This is a genomic window from Alkalihalobacillus sp. AL-G, assembly GCF_030643805.1.
Classification (GTDB): domain Bacteria; phylum Bacillota; class Bacilli; order Bacillales; family Fictibacillaceae; genus Pseudalkalibacillus.
The window spans coordinates 3,522,859-3,546,893 of the sequence record NZ_CP094656.1 but is presented as its reverse complement, the minus strand read 5'-3'; the positions used below and the strand labels follow the sequence as shown (position 1 = coordinate 3,546,893).

22 protein-coding genes and 1 other RNA gene are annotated in these 24,035 nt (G+C 40.9%); 21 read left to right on the top strand and 2 right to left on the bottom strand.

Features of this window, described 5'->3' with window-relative positions; genetic code table 11:
- Positions 1–11 precede the first annotated feature (11 nt).
- From rpoN to eno, 8 genes are all read left to right on the top strand, one after another.
- A complete protein-coding gene (rpoN, locus tag MOJ78_RS18135; protein ID WP_304978728.1) occupies positions 12–1,349 on the top strand; it encodes an RNA polymerase factor sigma-54 in 1,338 nt (445 codons plus the stop codon).
- Between the two features lie 72 nt (positions 1,350–1,421).
- Positions 1,422–1,673, top strand: coding sequence for a glutaredoxin family protein (locus MOJ78_RS18130; RefSeq protein ID WP_370529740.1), 252 nt, complete (start codon positions 1,422–1,424; stop codon positions 1,671–1,673).
- 200 nt (positions 1,674–1,873) lie between these two features.
- Positions 1,874–2,896: a sugar-binding transcriptional regulator gene (locus MOJ78_RS18125; RefSeq protein WP_304978727.1), complete on the top strand. Its 1,023-nt coding sequence runs from the start codon at positions 1,874–1,876 to the stop codon at positions 2,894–2,896.
- 65 nt (positions 2,897–2,961) lie between these two features.
- Positions 2,962–3,969, top strand: a complete 1,008-nt coding sequence (gene gap, locus MOJ78_RS18120) for a type I glyceraldehyde-3-phosphate dehydrogenase (protein WP_304978726.1) — start codon at positions 2,962–2,964, stop codon at positions 3,967–3,969.
- Positions 3,970–4,486: 517 nt separating this feature from the next.
- Entirely contained in the window at positions 4,487–5,671 is a 1,185-nt protein-coding gene (gene pgk, locus MOJ78_RS18115; RefSeq protein WP_304978725.1) for a phosphoglycerate kinase, read from the top strand.
- A gap of 18 nt (positions 5,672–5,689) precedes the next feature.
- A complete protein-coding gene (tpiA, locus tag MOJ78_RS18110; protein WP_304978724.1) occupies positions 5,690–6,451 on the top strand; it encodes a triose-phosphate isomerase in 762 nt (253 codons plus the stop codon).
- Positions 6,444–7,982 carry a 2,3-bisphosphoglycerate-independent phosphoglycerate mutase gene (gene gpmI / locus MOJ78_RS18105; RefSeq protein WP_304978723.1) on the top strand — a complete coding sequence of 513 codons (1,539 nt, stop codon included), beginning with the start codon at positions 6,444–6,446 and terminating at the stop codon, positions 7,980–7,982. The genes tpiA and gpmI overlap by 8 nt, the downstream gene beginning before the upstream one ends.
- Positions 7,983–8,317: 335 nt before the next feature.
- Positions 8,318–9,607: a phosphopyruvate hydratase gene (eno, locus tag MOJ78_RS18100; RefSeq protein ID WP_304978722.1), complete on the top strand. Its 1,290-nt coding sequence runs from the start codon at positions 8,318–8,320 to the stop codon at positions 9,605–9,607.
- Positions 9,608–10,086: 479 nt separating this feature from the next.
- On the opposite strand, the gene MOJ78_RS18095 is transcribed toward eno, so the two are convergent.
- Positions 10,087–10,254: a hypothetical protein gene (locus tag MOJ78_RS18095; RefSeq protein WP_304978721.1), complete on the bottom strand. Its 168-nt coding sequence runs from the start codon at positions 10,252–10,254 to the stop codon at positions 10,087–10,089.
- Positions 10,255–10,375: 121 nt separating this feature from the next.
- Here MOJ78_RS18095 and uvsE point away from each other — a divergent pair, with 121 nt between their 5' ends.
- The 7 genes from uvsE to ssrA all read left to right on the top strand — a co-directional run bounded on the left by uvsE (position 10,376) and on the right by ssrA (position 17,028).
- Positions 10,376–11,341 carry a UV DNA damage repair endonuclease UvsE gene (gene uvsE, locus MOJ78_RS18090; RefSeq protein ID WP_304978720.1) on the top strand — a complete coding sequence of 322 codons (966 nt, stop codon included), beginning with the start codon at positions 10,376–10,378 and terminating at the stop codon, positions 11,339–11,341.
- A gap of 189 nt (positions 11,342–11,530) precedes the next feature.
- On the top strand, positions 11,531–11,761 hold the full coding sequence (gene secG, locus MOJ78_RS18085) for a preprotein translocase subunit SecG (protein WP_304978719.1): 231 nt from the start codon (positions 11,531–11,533) through the stop codon (positions 11,759–11,761).
- 261 nt (positions 11,762–12,022) lie between these two features.
- Positions 12,023–12,763, top strand: a complete 741-nt coding sequence (locus tag MOJ78_RS18080) for an alpha/beta hydrolase (RefSeq protein WP_304978718.1) — start codon at positions 12,023–12,025, stop codon at positions 12,761–12,763.
- The gene (locus tag MOJ78_RS18075; RefSeq protein WP_304978717.1) at positions 12,744–13,487 is read left to right on the top strand and encodes an alpha/beta hydrolase; all 744 of its coding nucleotides are present in this window, start codon (positions 12,744–12,746) and stop codon (positions 13,485–13,487) included. Before MOJ78_RS18080 ends, MOJ78_RS18075 begins: the two co-directional genes overlap by 20 nt.
- A 78-nt stretch (positions 13,488–13,565) precedes the next feature.
- Positions 13,566–15,887 carry a ribonuclease R gene (rnr, locus tag MOJ78_RS18070; protein ID WP_304978716.1) on the top strand — a complete coding sequence of 774 codons (2,322 nt, stop codon included), beginning with the start codon at positions 13,566–13,568 and terminating at the stop codon, positions 15,885–15,887.
- 128 nt (positions 15,888–16,015) lie between these two features.
- The gene (gene smpB, locus MOJ78_RS18065) at positions 16,016–16,483 is read left to right on the top strand and encodes an SsrA-binding protein SmpB (RefSeq protein ID WP_304978715.1); all 468 of its coding nucleotides are present in this window, start codon (positions 16,016–16,018) and stop codon (positions 16,481–16,483) included.
- Between the two features lie 208 nt (positions 16,484–16,691).
- Positions 16,692–17,028: a transfer-messenger RNA gene (ssrA, locus tag MOJ78_RS18060) on the top strand.
- 337 nt (positions 17,029–17,365) lie between these two features.
- Here the strand turns inward: ssrA and MOJ78_RS18055 are convergent.
- The gene (locus MOJ78_RS18055; RefSeq protein ID WP_304978714.1) at positions 17,366–17,773 is read right to left on the bottom strand and encodes an LAGLIDADG family homing endonuclease; all 408 of its coding nucleotides are present in this window, start codon (positions 17,771–17,773) and stop codon (positions 17,366–17,368) included.
- Between the two features lie 276 nt (positions 17,774–18,049).
- On the opposite strand from MOJ78_RS18055, the gene MOJ78_RS18050 reads away from it, so the two are divergent.
- The 6 genes from MOJ78_RS18050 (at position 18,050) to MOJ78_RS18025 (ending at position 23,937) form a co-directional block, all read left to right on the top strand.
- Complete coding sequence (locus MOJ78_RS18050; RefSeq protein ID WP_304978713.1) at positions 18,050–18,265, top strand: hypothetical protein; 216 nt, start codon at positions 18,050–18,052, stop codon at positions 18,263–18,265.
- 115 nt (positions 18,266–18,380) lie between these two features.
- Complete coding sequence (locus MOJ78_RS18045) at positions 18,381–18,815, top strand: NUDIX hydrolase (protein WP_304978712.1); 435 nt, start codon at positions 18,381–18,383, stop codon at positions 18,813–18,815.
- 41 nt (positions 18,816–18,856) lie between these two features.
- Positions 18,857–19,627 carry a DUF2628 domain-containing protein gene (locus tag MOJ78_RS18040; RefSeq protein ID WP_304978711.1) on the top strand — a complete coding sequence of 257 codons (771 nt, stop codon included), beginning with the start codon at positions 18,857–18,859 and terminating at the stop codon, positions 19,625–19,627.
- A gap of 1,990 nt (positions 19,628–21,617) precedes the next feature.
- Entirely contained in the window at positions 21,618–22,436 is an 819-nt protein-coding gene (locus tag MOJ78_RS18035; RefSeq protein ID WP_304978710.1) for a YwqG family protein, read from the top strand.
- Between the two features lie 182 nt (positions 22,437–22,618).
- A complete protein-coding gene (locus MOJ78_RS18030; protein WP_304978709.1) occupies positions 22,619–23,437 on the top strand; it encodes an SDR family NAD(P)-dependent oxidoreductase in 819 nt (272 codons plus the stop codon).
- A 125-nt stretch (positions 23,438–23,562) separates the two neighbouring features.
- Positions 23,563–23,937 (top strand): hypothetical protein, encoded by a 375-nt coding sequence (locus tag MOJ78_RS18025; protein WP_304978708.1) that lies wholly within the window; start codon positions 23,563–23,565, stop codon positions 23,935–23,937.
- Positions 23,938–24,035 lie beyond the last annotated feature (98 nt).

Here is a 24,035-nt window from a genome sequence, read left to right as displayed (position 1 = left end):
GAGGTATTGTTATGGAGTTAGGTCTTTTTCAAACTCAATCGATGAAGCTTGTGATGACACAAGAATTACGACAGGCCATAACGATTTTACAGTACCCGGTGTTAGAATTATCACAATTTATTGAACAACAAGCGGTCGAAAATCCATTGGTTGAATTGAGGGAATCGGTCATTGAGCCCAAGGGGACAGAGGCATTGTCTTCAGCACGGACGGATCAAAGCACTTGGGATTATGATGCTGACAATGATGTGAATCCGATCAACTTTATAAAATCGGACGATGATTCGTTGCAATCTTACCTTTTGGAGCAGCTTTCGTTTTTAAAACTGAGCAGTGAAGAGAGGTCGCTTACTGAATATATGATTTTTTGCTTGAACGAAGACGGTTTCCTAGACTGCTCGTTAGAGTGTTTAAAGGATGAGCTGGACATTTCGGAAACAGAGGCAGTTACAGCTTTAGAGCGGATCCAGACGTTTGAGCCGGTGGGGGTTGGAGCTCGCTCTCTTTCAGAATGTCTATTGCTTCAATATGAGGCCAAGGGATTTGATTTACCAATAGCACGCACGATTATTACCGATCATTTGGAGGAATTGGCGGATAAGAAATGGCTGCAGCTTACGAAACAGCTGAATGTATCGATGGAGGAACTGAAGCAAGCTGAACAGTTGATCCGTTCGTTAAATCCGAGGCCATGTGCGGAATTTTCAAGGGGAACATCTGAGTGGGTACAGCCGGAGTTTTTTATTGAAAGGGATGTACGAGGTCGTTTGTTGATTCGGTTGAATGAGGATTTTGTACCGGAAATCATACTTAATGAACGGTATTTTCGAATGCTTGAACATAATAAAGAGGCACGTCCGTATCTTGAAAAACAGCTGCAAAAGTATCACTGGCTGAAAAACAGTTTGGATCAGCGCCGACAAACGCTGAGAAGGATGGGCGAGTATTTGCTTCGGGCTCAGCGAGACTTTTTTGATCATGGATTCGAAGCTTTACGTCCGATGACTTTGAAGGAAGTGGCTGAATCGATTGACGTTCATGAATCAACTGTCAGTCGTGCGGTTAAAAACAAGATGCTCCAAACTCCAAAGGGTGCAATTCCATTAAAGTCATTGTTTACGTCTCGAATCGATAAAGGGCATCAGAATGAGGATATGTCTTCGACCCAAGTGAAGATCCGGATCAAGCGATTGATTGAGCGGGAGGAAAAACGGAAGCCGCTCTCAGATCAAAAGCTTGCTGATGCGTTGAAAGAGGAAGGGATCGAAATTTCGAGACGAACGGTTGCGAAGTACCGTGAAGAGCTACGGATTCCTCCGTCCTCAAAACGAAAAAGTCTTTTAGTTTAGAAACTGGCGATGAGGCGAAAAAACGGAGCTTCGTCGCCTTTTCATTCATGAATTAAGAAAAGGGTGAACTTTATGATTACGGTTCAATTTTACACGAAGAAAAATTGTCCTCTCTGTGATAACGCGTATCAGGTTCTTGAGGAGCTTCAGGAGGAGTATAATTTTACGATCGAAGAACGGGATATTTATTCGAACGATAAGTGGCTTGAGGCCTATGGGTTGATGATCCCGGTCGTGCAGGTGAATGGGGTGGACATCGATTATGGTTTAATCGAAATGGATTCATTCCGAAACCGCTTACTTCCAAAACTTCAGTTAAAATAGTTGAAGCGGATTAAAAGACTTGCTAATATAATAACTGTATAAGGAACTGTTTTTGAACCGTACTGAAAGGTCGTTTATTTTTTTGCGGTAATCGGGACATAATATGACTATACGGGACGAAAATAGTCCATCATAATTTTTCAACACGACGATTAAAGAGAACGTCCCTACATTTATCCCTATTTGAAAGGGGAGTTGCGATGGAAACGTTTATTGATGTACAACGCAAATTATTGCCTGATTTACTTGATGTTATGCAAAATCGTTATCGAATTCTGCAAAATGTCAGGCACTTGCAGCCCGTTGGAAGAAGGAGTCTTGCTGCGAACATTCAACAAACCGAGCGTGTATTACGTGCAGAGGTTGAATTTTTAAATCAGCAAGGCCTTTTGAAAATTGCACCTCAGGGTATGACACTGACCGACGAAGGGAATCATGTTCTTTTAGAGCTAGAAGAGGTAATGAAGCAGGTTTCCGGCCTCCATGTTTTAGAACACCAATTACGGGAAAAATTAAAACTTGTAGACGTAATTATTGTTCCGGGTGATAGCGACCGGGATTCATGGGTCCAAAAAGAGATGGGAAAGGCTTGTATTTCAAGGCTGATGCCACTTTTAAAATCACAAAAAGCGATTGCTGTGACAGGCGGTACGACCATGGCAGCTGTTGCAGAAATGATGACCCCGATCACGAAAAAGAATCAACCACTTTTTGTACCTGCCAGAGGTGGTCTTGGCGAAAATGTAGAAAATCAAGCAAACACAATTTGTTCAACTATGGCGCGAAAAGCATCTGGAGAGTACCGGTTGCTCCATGTTCCGGATCAGTTAAGTGAAGAATCGTATCAAATGATGGTCGAGGAGCCTGGGGTCAAGGAAGTTCTTGATGTGATCCGATCCACTGAAATCGTCATACACGGGATTGGGGAAGCAGAGACGATGGCGGTCCGACGGAAATCTTCGCAGGAAATCCTTGAAAAGATCCAGACAAGCGATGCTGTTGCCGAAGCGTTTGGCTACTATTTTAACCAGGACGGAAATATTGTACACAAAGTCAGGACGGTCGGTTTGCAGCTCGATGATCTTACCGATGACAAGTCGATTATTGCGGTAGCCGGTGGCAGCAGTAAGGCAAATGCAATCGCAGCTTATATGAAACGTGGCCCGCGTCAGATTTTAATAACAGATGAAGGGGCAGCGAAAAGTCTTGTACAAAAAACATAAGCAGTCAACTCTTTAAACGATAAACATTCAAACATAACTCATTCAATCAAGGAGGAATTTTATTTATGGCAACAAAAGTAGGAATCAACGGTTTTGGACGTATTGGACGTAATGTATTTCGCGCAGCACTTAACAACCCTGAGGTAGAAGTGGTCGCGGTCAACGATTTAACGGATGCAAACATGCTTGCACATCTTTTAAAATATGACACGGTTCATGGAACATTGGATGTAACCGTTGAGGTAAACGAAGATAACCTTGTTGTAGACGGTAAAGAAGTAAAAGTGCTTTCCGAACGTGATCCTGCACAGCTTGGTTGGGGTGACTTAGGTGTAGAAGTTGTTGTTGAATCGACTGGACGCTTTACTCAACGTGACGATGCGGCTAAACACCTTGAAGCAGGTGCGAAGAAAGTCGTCATTTCTGCACCGGCGAAAAATGAAGACATCACTGTCGTTCTTGGTGTCAACGAAGAGAAGTACGATGCAGCAAGCCACAACGTCATCTCAAATGCATCTTGTACAACAAACTGTCTTGCGCCACTAGCAAAAGTATTGAATGACAAATTCGGAATTAAGCGCGGTATGATGACGACGGTTCACTCCTACACGAATGACCAGCAAATTCTAGATCTTCCACATAAGGATTATCGTCGTGCTCGTGCAGCGGGCGAAAACATCATTCCGACGACAACAGGTGCGGCAAAAGCGGTATCACTCGTACTTCCTGAGCTGGAAGGAAAGCTGAACGGAATGGCAATGCGTGTACCGACTCCGAACGTTTCACTCGTTGATCTCGTTGCCGAGCTTGATAAGGATGTAACGGTTGAGGAAGTGAACGCAGCAATGAAGGAAGCTGCTGAAGGTGACTTGAAAGGGGTTCTTGGATATAGTGAAGAGCCGCTCGTATCCCGCGATTACAATGGCAGTCCATACTCCTCTACAGTAGACGCACTTTCTACAATGGTGATGGAAGGGAATATGGTAAAAGCAATCTCTTGGTATGACAATGAAAGTGGATATTCACACCGTGTTGTCGACCTCGTTGCATTCATCGCTTCTAAAGGTTTGTAAAAAAAGAACAAGGGCAGATTTTCCTCTGAAAAACTGTACCAATCAATCAAGTTTATATAGAATGTTGAGGGGGGAGTTTTTTTACTCCTCCTTTCCATTGCATATAGGAAGTTCAAAAAGTTGATAAACGGCAAATTTCTGCGTTCCTTGAAAAAGAAGTTCACTTTTCCTTCGTGCGAGGTACCGCTTCCGTAGGTTATTCTTGTACTCGGTTTATCCGGTCCTCACGTATTACGAGGATGCTGGAATGGTTCAGTGAAGAAAATTCATTGTGCACCTGCGTCTAACTAGTGGTTGCTATCGATGTAAGCTTCCTCGGTGCAAGGCAGCAATGATGTCTTCAAGCAAGTAGCCTTCCTCAAAACTGTCGTGCCTTGGGCTCACACGATGTGAGTCAGTTCGACGTTATCACAGGACGTGTTGACTTTAGTCGAACTTCATATTAATCTTTCTGATTTGTCTACTTTTTGAACTATTATTTTAAAAACTTAAACTTATCATTAAGGAGGCTTTCCGCATGCAAAAACAGACGTTGCACGATGTGGACGTGAACGGTAAAAAAGTCTTTTGCCGTGTCGATTTCAACGTTCCGATGAAGGATGGAGAGGTGACGGACGACACTCGTATACGTGCTGCACTTCCGACAATCGAGCATTTGACCGAAAATGGAGCAAAGGTGATTTTAGCAAGCCATTTAGGCAGACCTAAAGGTGAAGTGGTTGATGAGCTTCGGCTAGATCCTGTTGCAGAGCGTTTGAGCAATCTGCTTAACAAAGCGGTCATTAAAACCGATCAAGTACATGGTGATGAAGTAAACGAAGCGATCTCAAGGTTAGGGAATGGGGACGTTTTGCTGATCGAAAATGTTCGCTTTGAACCGGGTGAAGAAAAGAACGATCCTGAACTCGCAAAAGCGTTCGCAGAAATGGCTGATCTTTATGTGAACGATGCATTTGGTGCCGCTCATCGTGCACATGCATCAACAGAAGGGGTCGCACATCACCTGCCTGGTGTTGCAGGTCTTTTAATGGAGAAGGAGCTTGATGTACTTGGAAAAGCTCTGTCTAATCCGGATCGTCCATTTACAGCAATCATCGGTGGCGCCAAAGTAAAGGATAAAATCGGGGTGATCGACAACCTGCTTGATAAGGTCGATAACCTGATCATTGGTGGCGGTCTTGCTTATACGTTTGTCAAAGCACTCGGATATGACATCGGGAAGTCCTTGTTAGAAGAAGATAAGATTGATCTCGCTAAATCCTTCATGGAAAAAGCCGAGCAAAAAGGTGTTAAATTTTATATACCAAAAGATGCGGTTGTCGCAGATGAATTTTCTCAAGATGCAAACACGAAAGTCGTTCCCATTGATGAAATCCCGTCTGATTGGGAAGCATTGGACATAGGTCCTGCTACTCGAGATGAGTACAGAACAGTCATTGAAGGTTCGAAGCTTGTGATATGGAACGGGCCAATGGGCGTGTTTGAGTTCGATGCCTTTGCGAACGGGACGATTTCCGTAGCAAAAGCACTAGCGGATGCAACCGATACATACAGTGTCATCGGAGGTGGTGATTCAGCAGCAGCTGTTGAAAAGTTTCAGCTTGCAGACAAGATGAGTCACATTTCAACAGGTGGCGGAGCTTCGTTAGAGTTTATGGAAGGAAAAGAGCTTCCGGGTGTAACAGCACTACAAGATAAATAGAAAGGGTGGATCTAGGATATGCGCAAACCGATTATCGCGGGAAACTGGAAAATGCACAAAACGCTTGAAGAAGCGAAAAGCTTTGTAAAAGAAGTGAGCGGACTTATTCCAGATGAAGAAAAGATTGATTCGGTCGTTTGTGCCCCTGCGTTATTTTTGAATGCACTTGTTGACGAGACTTCTGGGACCAAGCTCCATATCGGGGCTCAAAACATGCATTATGAAGAAAGCGGTGCATTTACTGGAGAGACCAGTCCGCACGCATTAAAGGACTTGGATGTAGAGTACGTCATTCTCGGTCATTCTGAGCGCCGTGAGATGTTCGGTGAAACAAATGGCTCTGTCAATAAAAAAGTTCATGCCGCTTTCAAATATGATCTCGTACCGATTGTTTGTGTCGGTGAATCACTTGAGCAACGTGAAAATAAAGAAACGAAATCAGTCGTAAAGGCACAGGTCGAACAAGGATTAAGCGGCCTGTCTGAAGAACAAGTAAAACAAGTCGTTGTTGCTTATGAACCGATTTGGGCGATTGGAACCGGTAAATCTGCGACATCTGAAGACGCAAATGAAGTATGTGCGTATATCCGTACCGTTATTGGAGAACAATTTTCAAAGGATGTGGCCAAGCAGGTTCGGATTCAATACGGCGGGAGTGTAAAGCCTGAAACGATTGAAGAGTTGATGAACCAATCGGATATCGATGGTGCGTTAGTCGGTGGTGCCAGTCTTAAGCCGCAATCGTTTTTACAATTGCTGGAGGTCGTTAATAATGGCTAAAAAACCAGTCGCACTCATCATTCTTGATGGGTTCGCGATGCGAGGAGAAACGAAGGGAAATGCGGTCGCTCAAGCAAACAAGCCGAACTTTGACCGTTATTGGAACGAGTTTCCTCATGCGCAATTAGAAGCGAGTGGAAAAGCGGTCGGCCTACCGGACGGCCAAATGGGGAATTCTGAAGTCGGGCACTTGAATATCGGTGCAGGGCGAGTTGTCTATCAGAGTCTTACTCGAGTCAACCTCTCGATCAAGGAAGGCGAGTTTTATGAAAACCAGACGTTTCATGAGGCGATGGATCATGTAAAAAAGAAAGATTCAGCCCTCCACGTTTTCGGTCTATTATCGGACGGGGGCATCCATAGTCACATTGATCATCTGTATGCGTTGTTGAAGCTCGCGGCTCGCGAACATGTTGAGAAAGTATATGTTCATGGCTTTCTTGATGGACGTGATGTAGGACCGCAGACTGCGAAGGCGTATATTACAGCGCTCCAGGAAAAAATGGATGAATTGGGTGTTGGGGATATTGCAACGATTTCAGGACGCTATTATTCGATGGACCGTGATAAGCGCTGGGATCGGGTTGAGCGTTCGTACCGGGCAATGGTTTACGGTGACGGACCTTCCTATAAGGATCCGATCGATGTCGTCGAGGATTCCTACAAGAATGAAATCTATGATGAGTTTGTGCTCCCATCCGTTATTACGAAGGAGGACGGTTCACCGGTAGCGACGATTGAGGACGACGATGCAATCATTTTCCTCAATTTCCGCCCTGACCGTGCAATCCAGATTTCACAAGTGTTTACGAATGAGGATTTCCGTGGGTTTGATCGTGGAGACAAGCTTCCGAAGGATCTTCATTTCGTTTGTCTCACTCATTTTAGCGAAACTGTCGATGGTGAAGTCGCATTCAAGCCGGCAAACCTTGATAACACACTCGGCGAGGTTCTTGCTCAGCAGAACTTGACCCAATTGCGAATTGCGGAAACGGAAAAATACCCGCACGTCACCTTTTTCTTTAGTGGCGGACGCGAGAAGGAGTTTCCTGGTGAAGAGCGAATTTTGATTGATTCACCTAAGGTTGCAACCTATGATCTAAAGCCGGAAATGAGTGTGTATGAAGTAACCGATGCACTCGTAAAAGAAATCAACGCGGACAAGCATGACGTGATTATTTTAAATTTCGCCAATCCAGACATGGTCGGGCACTCTGGCAAACTTGAGCCGACCGTAAAGGCGATCGAAGCCGTTGATGAATGTCTTGGGAAAGTCGTTGATCTTCTACTTAAAAAGGACGGGGCCGCGATCATAACAGCCGACCATGGAAACTCGGATGAAGTGATTACGCCGGATGGGAACCCGATGACAGCCCATACGACGAATCCCGTACCTGTCATTGTGACGAAAAAGGACGCGAAGTTACGTGAAGACGGAATTTTAGCTGATTTATCACCTACGATATTAGATCTTTTAAGAGCTAAGCAACCGAAAGAGATGACTGGAAAAACACTTATAAAGAAAGTTTAAAAAGTATCCAAATGATAAACGGCGAATTTCTACGTTACTCGGTTTCTCCGGTCCTCATGTATTACGAGGATGCTGGAATGGTTCATAGAAGAAAATCATTGTGCACCTGCGTCTAACTAGTTGATGCTATCGATGCTATGCTTCCTCGGTGCAAGGCAGCAATGATGTCTTCAAGTAAGTAGCCTGCCTCGAAACTGTCGTGCCTTGGGCTCACACGAAGTGAGTCAGTTCGAAGTTGTTACAGGACGTAACGTATTTAGTCGAACTTCTTATAAGAAATTCTGATTCGTCTACTTTTTAAACACACAATAAAAATCTAAGGAGATGAACAAATTATGCCATCAAGTATTGTAAATCTTTATGCACGTGAAGTATTGGACTCTCGCGGTAATCCAACTGTTGAAGTAGAGGTATGGCTTGAATCAGGAGCTCAGGGACGTGCGCTTGTTCCGAGTGGTGCTTCAACGGGTGAGTATGAGGCAGTCGAGCTTCGAGACGGGGACAAGGATCGATACATGGGTAAGGGTGTCTTGAACGCCGTTAACAACATCAACGAAATCATTGCTCCTGAGCTTGTTTACTTTGACGCTTTGGATCAAGTGGCGATTGATAAAACACTGATCGAAATGGACGGCACTGAAAACAAAGGGAAGCTCGGTGCGAATGCGATTTTAGGTATTTCAATGGCTGTCGCTCATGCGGCTGCCGATCACCTCGGTATGTCCCTTTACAACTACCTTGGTGGATTCAATGCAAAAACACTGCCAACACCGATGATGAACATTTTAAACGGTGGAGAGCATGCGGATAACAATGTTGATATTCAGGAATTCATGGTTATGCCTGTCGGTGCTGAATCGTTCCGTGAAGCGCTTCGTGTCGGGGCAGAAATTTTCCATACGCTTAAAAAAGTATTGAAGGAAAAAGGCTTGAACACTGCTGTCGGTGATGAAGGTGGCTTTGCGCCGGACCTGTCTTCGAACGAAGAAGCGATCACAACGATTCTTGAAGCGATCGAAAAAGCAGGTTACAAGCCTGGCGAACAGGTGAAGCTTGCGCTTGATGTAGCCTCCTCAGAACTTTATAAGGATGGAAAATACCACTTGGCTGGGGAAGGCGTAACGAAGACTTCTGAAGAAATGGTTGCTTGGTATGAAGAGCTAACATCGAAGTATCCGATCATTTCAATCGAGGATGGTCTTGACGAGAACGATTGGGACGGCTGGGAAAAGCTGACCGCAGCTATCGGTGAGCGCGTACAGCTTGTCGGTGACGATCTATTCGTAACGAACACGGAGAAGCTTTCAGAAGGAATCCAGCGTGGTGTCGGAAACTCGATCTTGATTAAAGTGAACCAAATCGGAACGTTGACCGAAACGTTCGATGCAATCGAAATGGCGAAGCGTGCAGGTTATACAGCGGTCATTTCACATCGTTCTGGTGAAACGGAAGACAGTACGATCGCTGACATCGCAGTGGCGACGAATGCGGGCCAAATCAAGACAGGTGCACCTTCTCGAACTGACCGTGTTGCAAAATACAACCAGTTGCTCCGTATTGAGGATGAGCTTGATTTTGCAGCTCAATATGCAGCAGGAGAAGCATTTTATAACGTGAATAAGTAAATATAGAAAAAGGACTGTCTCTTCAGTGGAGGCAGTCTTTTCCTTTGGTAAGAGGTTAATCGGATATGCTTTTTACAATAATTAGGAGAATACGATCCGAGTAGAGGCTAATCGGATATGCTTTTTACAATAACTAGGAGAATGTGATCCGAATAGAGGCTAATCGGATATAGTTTTTACAATAATTAGGAGAATATGATCCGAATAGAGGCTAATCGGATATAGTTTTTACAATAATTAGGAGAATACGATCCGAATAGAGGTTTATCGGATATAGTTTTTACAATAATTAGGAGAAAACGATCCGAATAAAGGCTAATCGGGTAAAGTTTTTATATTAATTAGGAGAGTATAGTTCAAATAAATGATACGAATAGATTGAAGATGGAAAACCTGAGTGAAGAAAGTCACTCAGGTTTCGTTGTGAAACTTTTTGGAAGGTCTATAAAGCATGGCACTTTGTAATCGCGAGGCATCGATCACATATCTTCATTGTCGGCGTGTAAGTCGCTCCGTTCCATATCCAAACCGCTATCCGTCTGTTCAATAAGCATAGCAAGTGGCTGATGGGTATCATTTTTTACAGTGAATCCTGGGTTTTTATCAGTTGCGGTGGGTAGTTCTTTTGTCTGTCTTTTCTTAGTCAAGCGAAACACCCCCATGGTATTAATTTGTTCGAGATGCTCAATAATATGACACGCATCATTTACCAAAGCTGGATTGGGGCATAATAGCGACAGAATGAATTTTGATCGGAGGGAACGCTGAATGACACTCGTTCGATTAGGATACGTGGCAATGAGCATGCACGTTCCAAACTCATCACCTTCACAAACAATGACAGTGAAGAGCTTTAATAAGATCGACAATAAAGAAGCTGCCATTTTAAAATTGGGGCGGATTGCACGGTCGAACCTACAAAATACGTTAAGGATTTTAAAGCATAACGCTGCACACTCGATACGTTTTTACCGGATGACCTCACGATTGATACCGCTTGCGACCTATGAAGAACTGGCGGGTTGGGACTATATCGGGGCGATTGAATCGGACCTAAGGGAAGTCGGGGATTATGCTTCTGAGAACGACATGCGCCTCGACTTTCATCCCGACCATTTTGTATTGATCAATTCCCCCAAAAAAGAAGTACTGAAGATGTCTGTGAAAACGTTGATGTTGCACCGCCAGTTATTAGAAGGGATGGGAATCAACTCTCAGTACCGTTGCGTCTTGCATGTTGGTGGTGTTTACAACGATCGTGAGCTTGCAATGGAACGGTTTATACAAAATTGGATGGTCGTTCCGAAAACAATTCAGGAAATGATTATTTTGGAGAATGATGATAAGTCCTACCATTTAAATGACACCTTGTACTTATGTGAAAAGCTTGGTATACCACTCGTTTTTGATTATCATCACCACCTGGCTCATTTTCAGCATCGAAACTGGGCGGATGAATGGCAGCGTGTTGTTGCGACATGGAAGGATTCCTATTTGCCAATAAAAATGCATATATCCAGTCCTAAAGATGAAAAACAATTTCGAAGCCATGCCGATTATGTCGATGCCGAAATGTTCATGGATTTTTTGAATGAGATTAAAGGAAGTGTGCCGCAAATCGATTGTATGATCGAGGCGAAGAAAAAAGATGCCGCACTCTTTAAACTGATGGAGGACCTACGTGGACATGACAATATCGAAATTGTCGACGGTGCAAGTTTTTATATTCGCTGAATTTGGCCAAAATACTTCTATACGCCGAGTTTTCGTGCAAAAACCCGAACATAGGGGAAAAAGCAGCTTCAAGTGCAAATATCAATACGCTCGAAATTTGTATTGCCACTGTTAAAAAGATTTGTTGAATTTTCCGGCTTTTATATGGTACATTTATGATATTGGATTGTGTCGTTGGAGGTGGAGCACATGGAAACATTCCTAACTGTCCTGTTGATTATTAATGCATTAGCACTTATAACAGTCGTACTTTTACAGTCTGGTAAAAGCGCTGGCTTATCTGGAGCGATTACGGGTGGAGCAGAGCAATTGTTCGGTAAGCAAAAAGCTCGTGGTGTAGATGCCGTACTTCTTAAATCAACTACGGTACTTGGAATCGTATTCTTTATCTTAAGCGTTGTTCTCGCATACATTTATTAATCAAACTAAGGGCAGCAAGTTTAAAAAAGCTTGCTGTTTTCTTTTTGCACTTATAAAAAAGGAAACGAATCATTCGTTTCTTACATATTGCTTTACATACGCATCAGGCTATAGGAAATCAAAAGCTTATTGCGATTAATCGTGTATCTATAGATTGAGCGTTTTATCATGCGATAGCAAGGGCAAACTAAAGGAAAGAAGATTAAATTTTGTTTGAAACCGATGTTACGCATTATGAACATCCTATAAGGAGGCAAACTGATGATTGGATGTCTATGCCTTCACGGATTTACCGGAAGCCCATATGAGGTTGAACCACTTGTTAAGTACTTGGAGGAGCACACAGATTGGCTGATCGTTTCACCGACTTTTCCTGGACATGGTACAGTCGGGAGAATGGAACGGGTGTCGTTTAAAGATTGGATCAGGACTGCAGAATCCGAACTTCAGGCTCTCCAACAAAAATGCGATACCGTTTATTTGGTCGGTTTTTCAATGGGAGGCATGATTGCAGGGTATCTCGCAACCTCCAAGAAAATCGAAAAGCTCGTGCTTCTCAGTGCTGCAGCCTATTACGTCAGTCCCCGCCAGCTATTAAACGACATCAGAATAATGGTAAAGGATGTCCGGAAAGGAAAACTAGCGGAAAATGAATTATTTAAACGATATCAGCGAAAGTTTAAACTAACACCTTTTTCGATGACCGTTCAGTTTCGGAAGCTCGTCCGGATACTTAAACCTTTTTTAAATAAAATCACGATACCGACGTTGATCGTACAAGGGGAATGCGATGGGGTCGTCCCGAAAAAGAGTGCCCAATACATCTATGACACGATAAAAAGTGAAGAAAAACAGCTTGTTTACTTACCACAGTCCAAGCATATCATTTGTCACGATGTTGAACAAAAAGATGTCATTCGTCACGTCTATTCATTTTTAACGAATACAGATACAGATGAAAGTAAAGGAGAGGTAGTACAACATGAAAGTCGTAGCACCTAAACCATTTTTCTTTGAAGGTGGGTCGAGGGGGGTATTGCTCCTTCACGGTTTTACGGGGAGTTCAGCGGATGTCCGAATGCTCGGGCGGTTTCTGCAAAAGCAGGGTTATTCCTGTCTCGCACCTCAATATAAAGGTCATGGAGTACCCCCTGAAGAGCTTGTCCACACAGGTCCCGAGGATTGGTGGGAGGATGTTCTGAACGGGTATAATGAGCTAAAAGAAAAAGGCTATGAGGAAATCGCCGTTGCAGGGCTGTCACTAGGTGGTGTATTTTCGCTGAAACTTGGTTATACCAATACGGTTAAGGGAATCGTGCCAATGTGTGCGCCTATGCATATAAAAAGCGAAGAAGTCATGTACGAAGGCGTTCTCGAATACGCCCGTGAATATAAAAAGCGTGAGCAAAAGCCGGAGGATCAGGTTGAAAGCGAAATGGACGAATTCAAAAAAACCCCGATGAACACGTTAAAAGCCTTACGAGAACTAATTGCAGACGTACGCTCGAATATCGATATGATTTATACACCGACGTTCATCGTCCAAGCCCGCCACGATGAAATGATCAATACCGACAGTGCGAACATCATTTATGAAGCGATCGAGTCGGATGAAAAAGACTTGAAATGGTACGAAAACTCAACACACGTTATTACGCTGGACAAAGAAAAAGACAAGCTGCACGAGGATGTTTTACAATTTTTAAACGGATTAGATTGGAGCTAACGAGAAAATTCAAAATCAAATAAGAAAATACAAACCAAAAAAAGAAAATCACACCCTAGACGAAGGAGGGAAAGAAGAATGGATCAAGAACAAATACTAGCGTTTATGCGAGAAGAAGCCTATAAACCGCTGACTGTCGAAGAGCTCGAACAGGAGCTTGGTATTTCTGGTGCAGACGGGTTTAAAGCGCTTGTCATAACGTTAAATGAAATGGAAGATAAGGGCGACGTCGTTCGTACGCGCAGCAACCGTTACGGTGTTCCAGAACGAATGAACCTACTTAAAGGAAGGCTACAGGGACATGCGAAAGGGTTTGCCTTTTTAATCCCTGAACTGAAAACTGAAAAGGATGTTTATATTTCAGCTTCTGAGCTGAATGGTGCGATGAGTGGCGATACAGTCCTGGTTCGTGTTTCATCTCGGCGTGGGGACGGCAAGCCTGAAGGGACGGTCATCCGGATCATTAAACGTGGTGTAACCGAAATCGTCGGTACCTACATCGATAGCAAAAGTTTCGGGTTTGTCGCAGCAGATGACAAACGTATCCCGAACGACATTTTCATCCCTAAAGAATCGACAGGCGGTGCAGTTGAGGGACACAAAGTACTTGTAAAAATCACGTCCTATCCTGAAGGCCGTTCAAGTGCAACAGGAGAAATCATTGAAATCCTCGGCCATAAAAACGATCCCGGTGTTGATATTTTATCAATCATCTATAAGCATGGCTTACCTAGAGACTTTCCTCAAGCAGCGCTTGAACATGCCAATTCAGTTCCTGATGAAATCGATCCTGCAGACTTAGAAGGAAGACGGGATCTCCGCGACGAAACTATCGTTACAATCGATGGTGCGGATGCAAAAGACCTTGATGACGCAGTAAATGTAGTCAAGCTCGATAATGGAAACTACAAGCTTGGTGTCCACATCGCTGACGTCAGTCATTATGTGACAGAAGGGTCTGCGATTGATCAAGAGGGACTTGATCGGGGGACGTCCGTCTATTTAGTCGACCGCGTCATTCCGATGATTCCCCACAGGCTTTCAAACGGAATCTGCAGCTTGAACCCGAAAGTGGATCGGTTGACGTTATCGTGTGAGATGGAGGTTACCCCAAGCGGAGATGTCGTGAATCATGACATTTTCCAAAGTGTGATTCGCACGAATGAACGGATGACCTATACGGATGTCCGGAAAATTTTACAGCGTGAAGATGATGAAGTGTTGGAGCACTATAAAGAGCTTGTCCCGTTTTTCGATCAGATGGGAGAGCTTGCAGATATATTACGGAAAAAACGATTTGAACGCGGCGCAATCGATTTCGATTTCAGTGAAGCACGCGTACTAGTCGATGAAGAGTCGAAGCCAGTCGATGTCGTGTTACGTGACCGAACTGTTGCGGAAAAATTGATTGAAGAGTTTATGCTTGCGGCGAATGAAACCATAGCGGAGCACTTTCATTGGATGAAAGTCCCATTCATGTACCGGGTTCACGATGATCCAGACGAAGAAAAGCTCACAAACTTCTTAGAATTCATCACCAACTTTGGTTATGTCGTACGTGGGTCTGCGAACTCGATCCACCCACGTGCCTTGCAACAAATTTTAGAAGAGGTACAAGGTGAGCCAGAGGAAGCGGTCATCAGTAAAGTAATGCTCCGTTCGATGAAACAGGCGCGCTATGAGCCTGAGAACCGAGGACACTATGGGTTGTCCACCGAGTTTTACACCCATTTCACCTCACCGATCAGACGTTATCCGGACTTGATCGTTCACCGGCTGATCAGAACTTATTTAATCGAAGGAAAAACGGATGAGAAAACGGTCAGCCATTGGAAGGAACGGCTCGCTGAAATTGCCCAGCATGCATCTGAACGTGAGCGGCGTGCTGTCGATGCCGAACGGGAAACCGACGATCTGAAAAAGGCGGAGTTCATGCAGGACAAAATCGGTGAAGAGTTCGATGGAGTGATAAGCGGCGTCACCAACTTTGGTCTATTCATCGAGTTGCCGAACACGATTGAAGGCCTTGTCCACGTCAGTTATTTAACCGACGATTACTATCATTTCAACGAACAGCAATATGCGATGATCGGAGAACGAACCGGAAAAGTGTTCAGAATCGGTGACGAGCTGCAAATTCGTGTTATCTCCGTTAACATTGATGAACGCGCAATCGACTTTGAAATCGTCGGAATGAAGGCGCCTGCACAACGTCGACATAAGGACCGTGCACGCGTCATTTCGAGCGGTGGTAAGAGCCCTACGAAAGAAAGAAAAAAGAACGACAAACAAAATGGCGGCGGCCCACAATCCAAAAAGAAAAAGAAAAATAAAAAAGATAAACCGTTTTATATGAACGTTCAAAAGAAAAAAGGTGGAAAGAAAAAGCGTAAAAAATAAGAGATGGGCTGATCTGAAATGTGTACAATACACGTTCACAAGAATCGGTCAGCCCTGCGCTGTTCTTGACTTTCCTTGACCAAAGTTGTTAAAATGTATCATGCGGTTTGAAAGGGGAAACGATTGTTATGCCACGTCATGAAGGAAAGTTAGTTGCACAAAACAAAAAAGCACGACACGACTATATCATCGAAGAAACGTACGAAACCGGAATCGTATTACAAGGAACCGAAATCAAGGCGATCCGGGCTGGCCGAGTCCAGCTGAAGGATTCATTCGCACGTGTCCAGAATGGTGAAGTCTTCCTCCATAACATGCATATCAGTCATTACGAACAAGGAAACCGGTTCAATCACGAACCGCTCCGAACACGCAAACTGCTTTTACACAAAAAACAAATCAGCAAATTGATCGGCGCAACGAAAGAGTCCGGCTATTCGCTTGTCCCGTTGAAGCTTTATATCAAGAACGGATTTGCGAAGGTCCTGATCGGAATCGGAAAAGGAAAGAAGAAATACGATAAGCGTGAAGATCTCAAGCGAAAGACGGCAAAACGCGAAATCGAAAAAGCTTTCCGAGAACGCCAAAAAATGTAAGTAAATGTAAATCTATTAACAAAGCACCTTGATTATGCTATAATAAGTGTTGTCGCCAGTTATATAAAGTATTGATTTTAAGCAACTTTTTTCATGCACATTAAGAAAGGATCCTAATCCTTTCTATAGTACAAGTGCAACTAAGACTCTGCCAACCTAATTGGCTGAGCCAAGTTTTCTATGTAACACTCATTTTATATGGGGACGTTACGGATTCGACAGGGATAGGTCGAGCTTGAGTTGCGAGCCGAGGGGGTCGGCCTCGTTAAAACGCCAACGCCTATAACTGGCAAAGAAAACAACAACTTCGCACTAGCTGCGTAACAGTAGCTTAGCGGTTCCTCCCTGCATCGCCTATGTGCTAGGGTAAGGGACTCAACTGAAGTAGGCTACGCCGGATTCCACCGCCTGAGGATGAAGGAAGAGAACAATCAGGCTAGTCACATGGAAGCCTGTCGATAGGCAGAAATGCTGGCGAAATGCTAATATATCGACTATGCTCGTAGAAGCTTAAGTCACGATATCTTTGGACGTGGGTTCGATTAGTAATTAGTCGCCTTTTGTGGCAACACAAAAGTGATAATCCGGCTTTATCGATGAAACCTAAGTTGTTTCGTTACAACGAAGCAATAGGGCAATATCGAGTGGTATGTGGAGCAATCCAACAGCCATTTATCGACTCATAGGCTGCCTTCAAGGTAGTACTAGGATGCGAAATCCTACTTGATCGATTCAAGTAAATTTACATTTTGCATAATACGCCGGAGGACCTGATCAACATTCAGGTTCAAGATATAGTCAGTGCCATGACGAAAGCATGGAACAGCATGTCCCACCGTCTCCACCATACATACTATGGTGGTTTTTTTATGAAAAATTTTATTATATCCTGAAAAAAGGCTCCTCAAATAATAACTTCTTTTCCATCAATTCTTTATTATATTTCCCATTTCTCTGAGTAACTTCATTATAATGATCAAGAATCCAATGTGCTCGATTTCTTTTTTGGGGAATTCTCAGATAGGGAGCAGTAGATAATAATGTTGAAAATACATCCTCTTTTTTCTTTATATTTAGAGTATATGAGTTTTTATGTTTAATAGGATTATAGTTCTTTTTATTATTAATGACACCATTAGTTAAAGTTTGAACATATACTAGAAGTTCTTTATCTGTTGATGCAATTGTAATACAAGGACGACGGTGCTCACTTTGGTGCATACGAGTTAGAGTAATACTACCTTCACCATCAATGATACCAGCCAAATATGCAGCCTCCCATTTTTTCATACCATCCCTCCCTATCTATAACACAAAAATGGGAATGTGTGTATCCTTTTATTTTACATTTACATACCTATCATTGCAATTCAAGATTATCCAGAATGTGATAACTTATCCTGAGTTATTCGAAAATCGGGCCATATTCTGGAGTAAGGAAGGTAATTAGATAGAGCATATTGAAATTGTACGTTATGCCAGAAAAGGGCAGTTTTGTTTAATAAGGAATTACTTATTTGGAACCTATTCTTGCTGATATTCGTACTAACTTTTGGGGGGATATTTTTGAAAAATACAAAGTTAAGAATCGTATGGATTATTCCTAATGTATTTTGTTACTTACTGCTATTTGGATTAACAATGTGGGTAGTGGCTAATGGTGAAGGGTTACGAGAAATCAATAGATTATCAATTTACGTTATATTTATGATTTTACTTTTTTTAGTGTCAGTATTCGGTAGTTACCGTATTTGGAGATGGATAAAAGAAGGTAAAATGTAAAAAGTTCTTATTAAGCTAACGGGGGCGATTGCTGCATAAGGTGATCGCCTTTCGCCTTACTGAAGAATTGAGGCAGTTTTGGTGAGGAAGATTTCTGAAAGTTGGAGGGGTATTTTTGGCTCATCACTTAGTAAGTGGGGTTATAGTAGTTAAAGACAATAGAGTTCTCTTGGTTAAAGATAAAAATGGTTGGAGTTTGCCAAAAGGTTCAACTGAAAATGGTGAAACCTTATTAACAACTGCTAAAAGGGAAGGACTTGAAGAAACAGGTTATCAATTAAATATTGAAGATGTTGCTTTTATAACAGAATATACTGCAAAGGAATATGGACAGTATTTGCAGATTTATTATATTGGAGAAATTATATCCGAAATGGATACACAAGATGATCCAGACCAAGATGTAATTGAAACTAAATTTATCCCAATCAATAAAATACGAGAATATTTAAAGTTTCGTCCTTGGGTAATACCTTTAGAAAATTGGCTTAAAGATAGTAATTTAAAATACTACTGTTTTGACTTGGAAAAGGATGGCTTTGAAGTATAAAATTTGAGATATCTTATTTGTACGAACGGGGGTACAATTGAATGTTTTCAAAGAAAGAGAAACATCAGGTGAATTTTTTAGATCTTGATGAAGAAACACGTGAAGATGTATTAGAATATGTCGGTAGAAATAAAGAGTACTATGAAAAGAAATGGGGAAAAATTTCAAATCGAAAATCTATATTCTCTTGGAATTGGAGTTCATTAATTTTAGGTTTATTTTGGTTTGGTTATCGGAAAATGAATGTTTATGTTTATCTTCTTCTAGGCATTTTTGTTGTACTTGATATCTTATCAATCATATTGTTTAAAAGAACAACGCTGTCAACTGAGTTGGCTGGTATGTTTATCGTTATAGGATTAATCGCTAATAAGACCTACTTTGATTTTGTATTAAAGAAAGTACAAAGTTTAAAAAATCAATATCCAAACCGTGAAGAACGTCTTCTTGCCATTCGTAAGAATGGTGGAGTCAGTTGGTTATGTGCGATCATATTTGCTTTCGTATTAATAATTTATACTTTTTCAATCACTTTTTTAGAAGAGAAAGTATATTATGCTTATGCAATACCAAAATTCACACAAGCTGCAGAACTGCAAAAATCAGGTCAACTAGAAGAAGCTATCGATATCTATGATGACATAGAAAATCGCAATTATCCTATCCCTTCTATTTATTATAATAAAGCACTAATTTACGGTTCTAAAGGAGAGTATAAAAAAGCATTAAAGCATATCGAAACCTTTCTAAAATTAGTTCCTAGAGATAAACGTGGCTTAGAATTAAAAGAAGAACTCATTAATACAAAATAAACAAACTTCTCACCTTTTTTGTTGTATTAATCATCGTTTGATAAAGGTAGAAAGTAGAGAATAAAACTCGTTTCCAGGAAGGGTACGAGTTTTATTCTCTTTAACAATCGGGGACGTAAACTGTACAGGCATACCTTGTTACATGAATAAAATATAACGGGGGTACTTGTTTTGGAAATAAATATAAAACGTAGTAAATGGAAGGAACTACCCTTCATGGGGAAGTTAGGGTTAATAATCCAAAATATAGGCATCATAGGCTTGCTTGGATCTCTGTTGCATAACTTTCTAAAATTAGACCTAATTAAATATACTTCTAACTCACCTTTTGTCTTTTTGATTTGTATTATTGTCGGTACCATATTATTATTTTACTTTGATAAGAAAAGTAAAATCGACATTAAACCTATGAAAGGACCAATAGAGTAACAACCATTTCTCGAAATCGAGTATTCCATATAAGGGGGCGATAATCCAGGAAGGATTACGCCCCATTTTGTTTAATACTTAAGAATTGGGTAGTTTAATTGAATAAGACATTCGAATAAATGAGGGAGTTTATGGGACTTAATTTCAATCAAATAAAGATCTGGTAACGTATAACTATGCCCCAACCGGAAAGGAACTTTATAGCCTGAGAAATCTCCCTGAAGCATGTCAATAAATGAGGAGAATTCAATTGTGAGGAAAAAATTTACATTCTATGTGTCGATACTTTACATTTGGTATTTTATTAGGTTACTGTTTCCTGAGTCTTGGTTTAAATATAGTAAAGCAAAACATATTTACTTTTTCGTAGAACATTCAATTTTATTACTCTTAGGAAGTATATTATTTGTCATTTTTTGTTTTAAATTACAAACAAATAAGAAACGAGATTTATTACTATTATTTTTATTGATTGGTTTCATTGTAGTAGTTGTTTTTCAACTCCTTGTTGTACTAGCGATTACTGGTGGTGTGTAAAAAGTTCAATCCTAAATGGGAGCGATTTAATATTTGATATTCCAGAATGGGGAGGCTTATCCGAAATAGGGAAAGCCTCTTTGTTAACTTTTAAGAGGATCACTTTCATTATTCTTACTCTACTAATTGTGAGTCAATGTTAAAATAAAACAAAAACCCAAGATAGGTGATTGGTAAAAATGAATTTTTTGAAAACATTACCTATAAGCATAATTATTCTATACTCTTACTTTTTTATCCAGGCTTTAACTGGTTATGACATTATGTGGGGAAATAATGTGATATTCTATATTACCAACTATATATTAGTGGTTATATCATTTATTTTAAGCATAATAGCTTTAAAAAATAATAAGTGGGTTTCAGGTTTTTTATTAATTATTTATTCATTGTTTCTACTGGTCGGACTAACAGGAATAAGGGGAGGATTATAAATCCAGTACATTGATGATATGGCTTTTTTCGTATCATTTGTACTCTTCAAGAATCGGGGGCGAGAGCTGAAGATCTATTAACGGACCTCTAGAAAGAAATACATATACTAGTTGTTGATAAGGGGGAAATTTAGTGCAAGTATTTTTATTTATCATACTAGGTATGATCGTGGCATATGCTCTAGTCGCAGCACTAAGTAATTTTGGTTTAATACTACTTGGAGGAGGGACATTTGGAGTAATTATATATATAGCTTATAGTATTAGTAAGAAACAAACGAAATAAAGTTTATTTATCAAACGTGGGCAAAAACGATAGATTGTTGTGCTGTCTACCGTCTAAGAATGAGATAAACAGAGTAGGTTGTAAAGGGAGAAAAGAGTTTAGATATGGAAACAATTAAATTCTTGTTAGTTGGTTTGTTATTAACATTGATATACATAGCTTATCAGTTAACTATTATTAGGGATGTTATTGATTAAAAAGGCGTAAAAGTATCATTCAAAAAGATAATTTTTATTCAAGAAAAGGGGGCTTATCTTTAGGATAATCTGTTATAAAAGTGATGTTGTAATTAAGGAGGTTTAACATGAAGGAATCAAAATTACCTTATCTAAATTTACCAAATGAATTAGAGTGTTATAGGAAACAAATCACAAAAACTATCAAGCCATACATAAGGATTTCTACTCACAAAAATAATACTAATCTATTTCAAAGTAAATTTTCAGGTAACCCATATTTACCTAAGTATACTGAACATCCAAAAGATAAAAATGGACTTCCTATGAAATTGTTAGCACAAATAAACTTTGAAGAGATTCCCAATATAGAATCGATGCCTGAAAAAGGAATCCTACAGCTTTTTATCTCAGGTGAAGATGACCTAATGGGAATTAATTTTGATGATTTGACGGATCAATCTAATTTTAAAGTTATATATCACTCTAATATTATAGAAGATAAATCACTATTGGTAACTGATTTCTCATATATGGATAGCCTTAATGAGGAATTTTTTCCTATTCAAGATGAACTGTCCTTATCATTTACATTAGAGTACGAGCCTATCTCAGTTGAGGACTACAGAAATAGTGATTTATTAGGTGAATCAGTTGACCTATCTGTTGAAAAAGACAATGGTGATAAAGAATTATGGGAAGTCTATTCTGATACATTTTTAGGTGATGGTCATAAAATGGGAGGCTATCCATACTTTACTCAGACAGATCCAAGAGATTATGAAAAAAGATATCAGGAACATAATGTATTGCTCTTACAAATAGATACAGAAGACGATAAAGGAATCATGTGGGGTGATGCGGGGATAGCTAATTTGTTTATTAAGGAAGAGGATTTGAAAGCTTTAAACTTCAAAAATGTTATTTACAACTGGGATTGTCATTAAGGCTTCTTCAACTATAGGGTGGCGTTGATCTAATAAAGGATTAACGCTCTTTTTGTTTAATATCTAACTGATTGGCAGGTTAGTTGAACAAGGATTTAAGTCCCTTATGGAAGAATATCACTATTTACGTTAAATTATTTTTTTGTATGTAAAATTAAGATAGGTAAGGGAGTTAGGAAAATATGAAACCATTACAAGGGAAGATTGCTGTTGTTACAGGTGCATCCCGTGGTGCGGGTAGGGGGATTGCCTATGAACTAGGCAGTGCAGGAGCGACGGTGTATGTGACAGGTCGGAGTGTAAAGGGAGCTATAACCGATGATCGATCAGAAACCATTGAGGAAACTGCCGATGGTGTCACTTCACGAGGGGGTAAAGGCATCGCCATACGATGTGACCATACAAGCGACAATGACGTGAGAAACCTGTTTGAGCAAATTGAAAGGGAACATGGTCGGATTGATATTTTAGTCAATAGTGTATTTGGTGGCTCCGAAAGTTCTCTACCATCAGGAGATGGACGACATTTTTGGGAACGACCACTGGAGCATTGGGATGCTATGATGGTTGCTGGACCGCAAGCTTATTTGCTGACTACTCGATACGCTGTACCTCTGATGAAGCAACTCCATAAAGCGTTAATTGTAAATATCACATTTTTTATCAAGGACAAAATTTCAGGTAATTTATATTATGATTTAGCTATGAATGCTATCAATCGAATGACACTAGGAATGGCAAAGGAATTAAAGGACTACAACGTTTCAACCATTGCTGTTTGCCCAGGTTGGATGAGGACAGAAAGAGTTATAGATTCAGGTTTTGGACCAGAGGATGGAACAACGGAAACAACAGCGTATGTGGGTCGTGCAGTTGTGGCATTGGCAACAGACTCTACGGTATCTAAGTTTTCTGGCGACGCAATAATGGTAGCTGAACTAGCGAGAAAATATGGCTTCACCGATGTAGATGGAACTCAACCATTACCGTTTGAAGGATAATCCCTCTTCCTGAACTATCGGGGGCGAAAATTGAGGAACAATAATGATTTTGGCTAATCTCTTATCCGGAATCTGTGCAATATTCTGGAATAGAATTGATAATTGATAAAGTTTGGAGAGTTGATATGAAATATTTTGAAGAAGCCAAAACAATTTGGAAAAAGTATGTACCAAAGAGTGGTCAAGCAGATACGGTTGAAGGTGAGCTGCTCAGAGCAATCGAAAAACTTAGGTATGAAGCACAAAACAACGAAAATGGTAACTGGGATGAGGGCTTTGATCGATTTTGTACGAATCTTTGGGAAACCTTAAATGACAATAGCACTTTTAATAAAGCAGTGTTACAAGAAATAAAAGCAGATATTGACATATTATATAATTATCAACAACCATATCTGGAAGATGATCTATACGACAGAATAACCGACCGTGTGATTGAATGGAGTCTTTCGCATAACGGACCAATAGTGAGAGAGAAAGATCCCAGCCAATTTAGATAGTCATCTTCAGTTAAAGGGGGCACTTCTGGAATAAGAAGGCGTCCGTTTTCCATATAAGAGCCAGATTGCGAAGGAAGAATTGCTGACTTTACACAAGG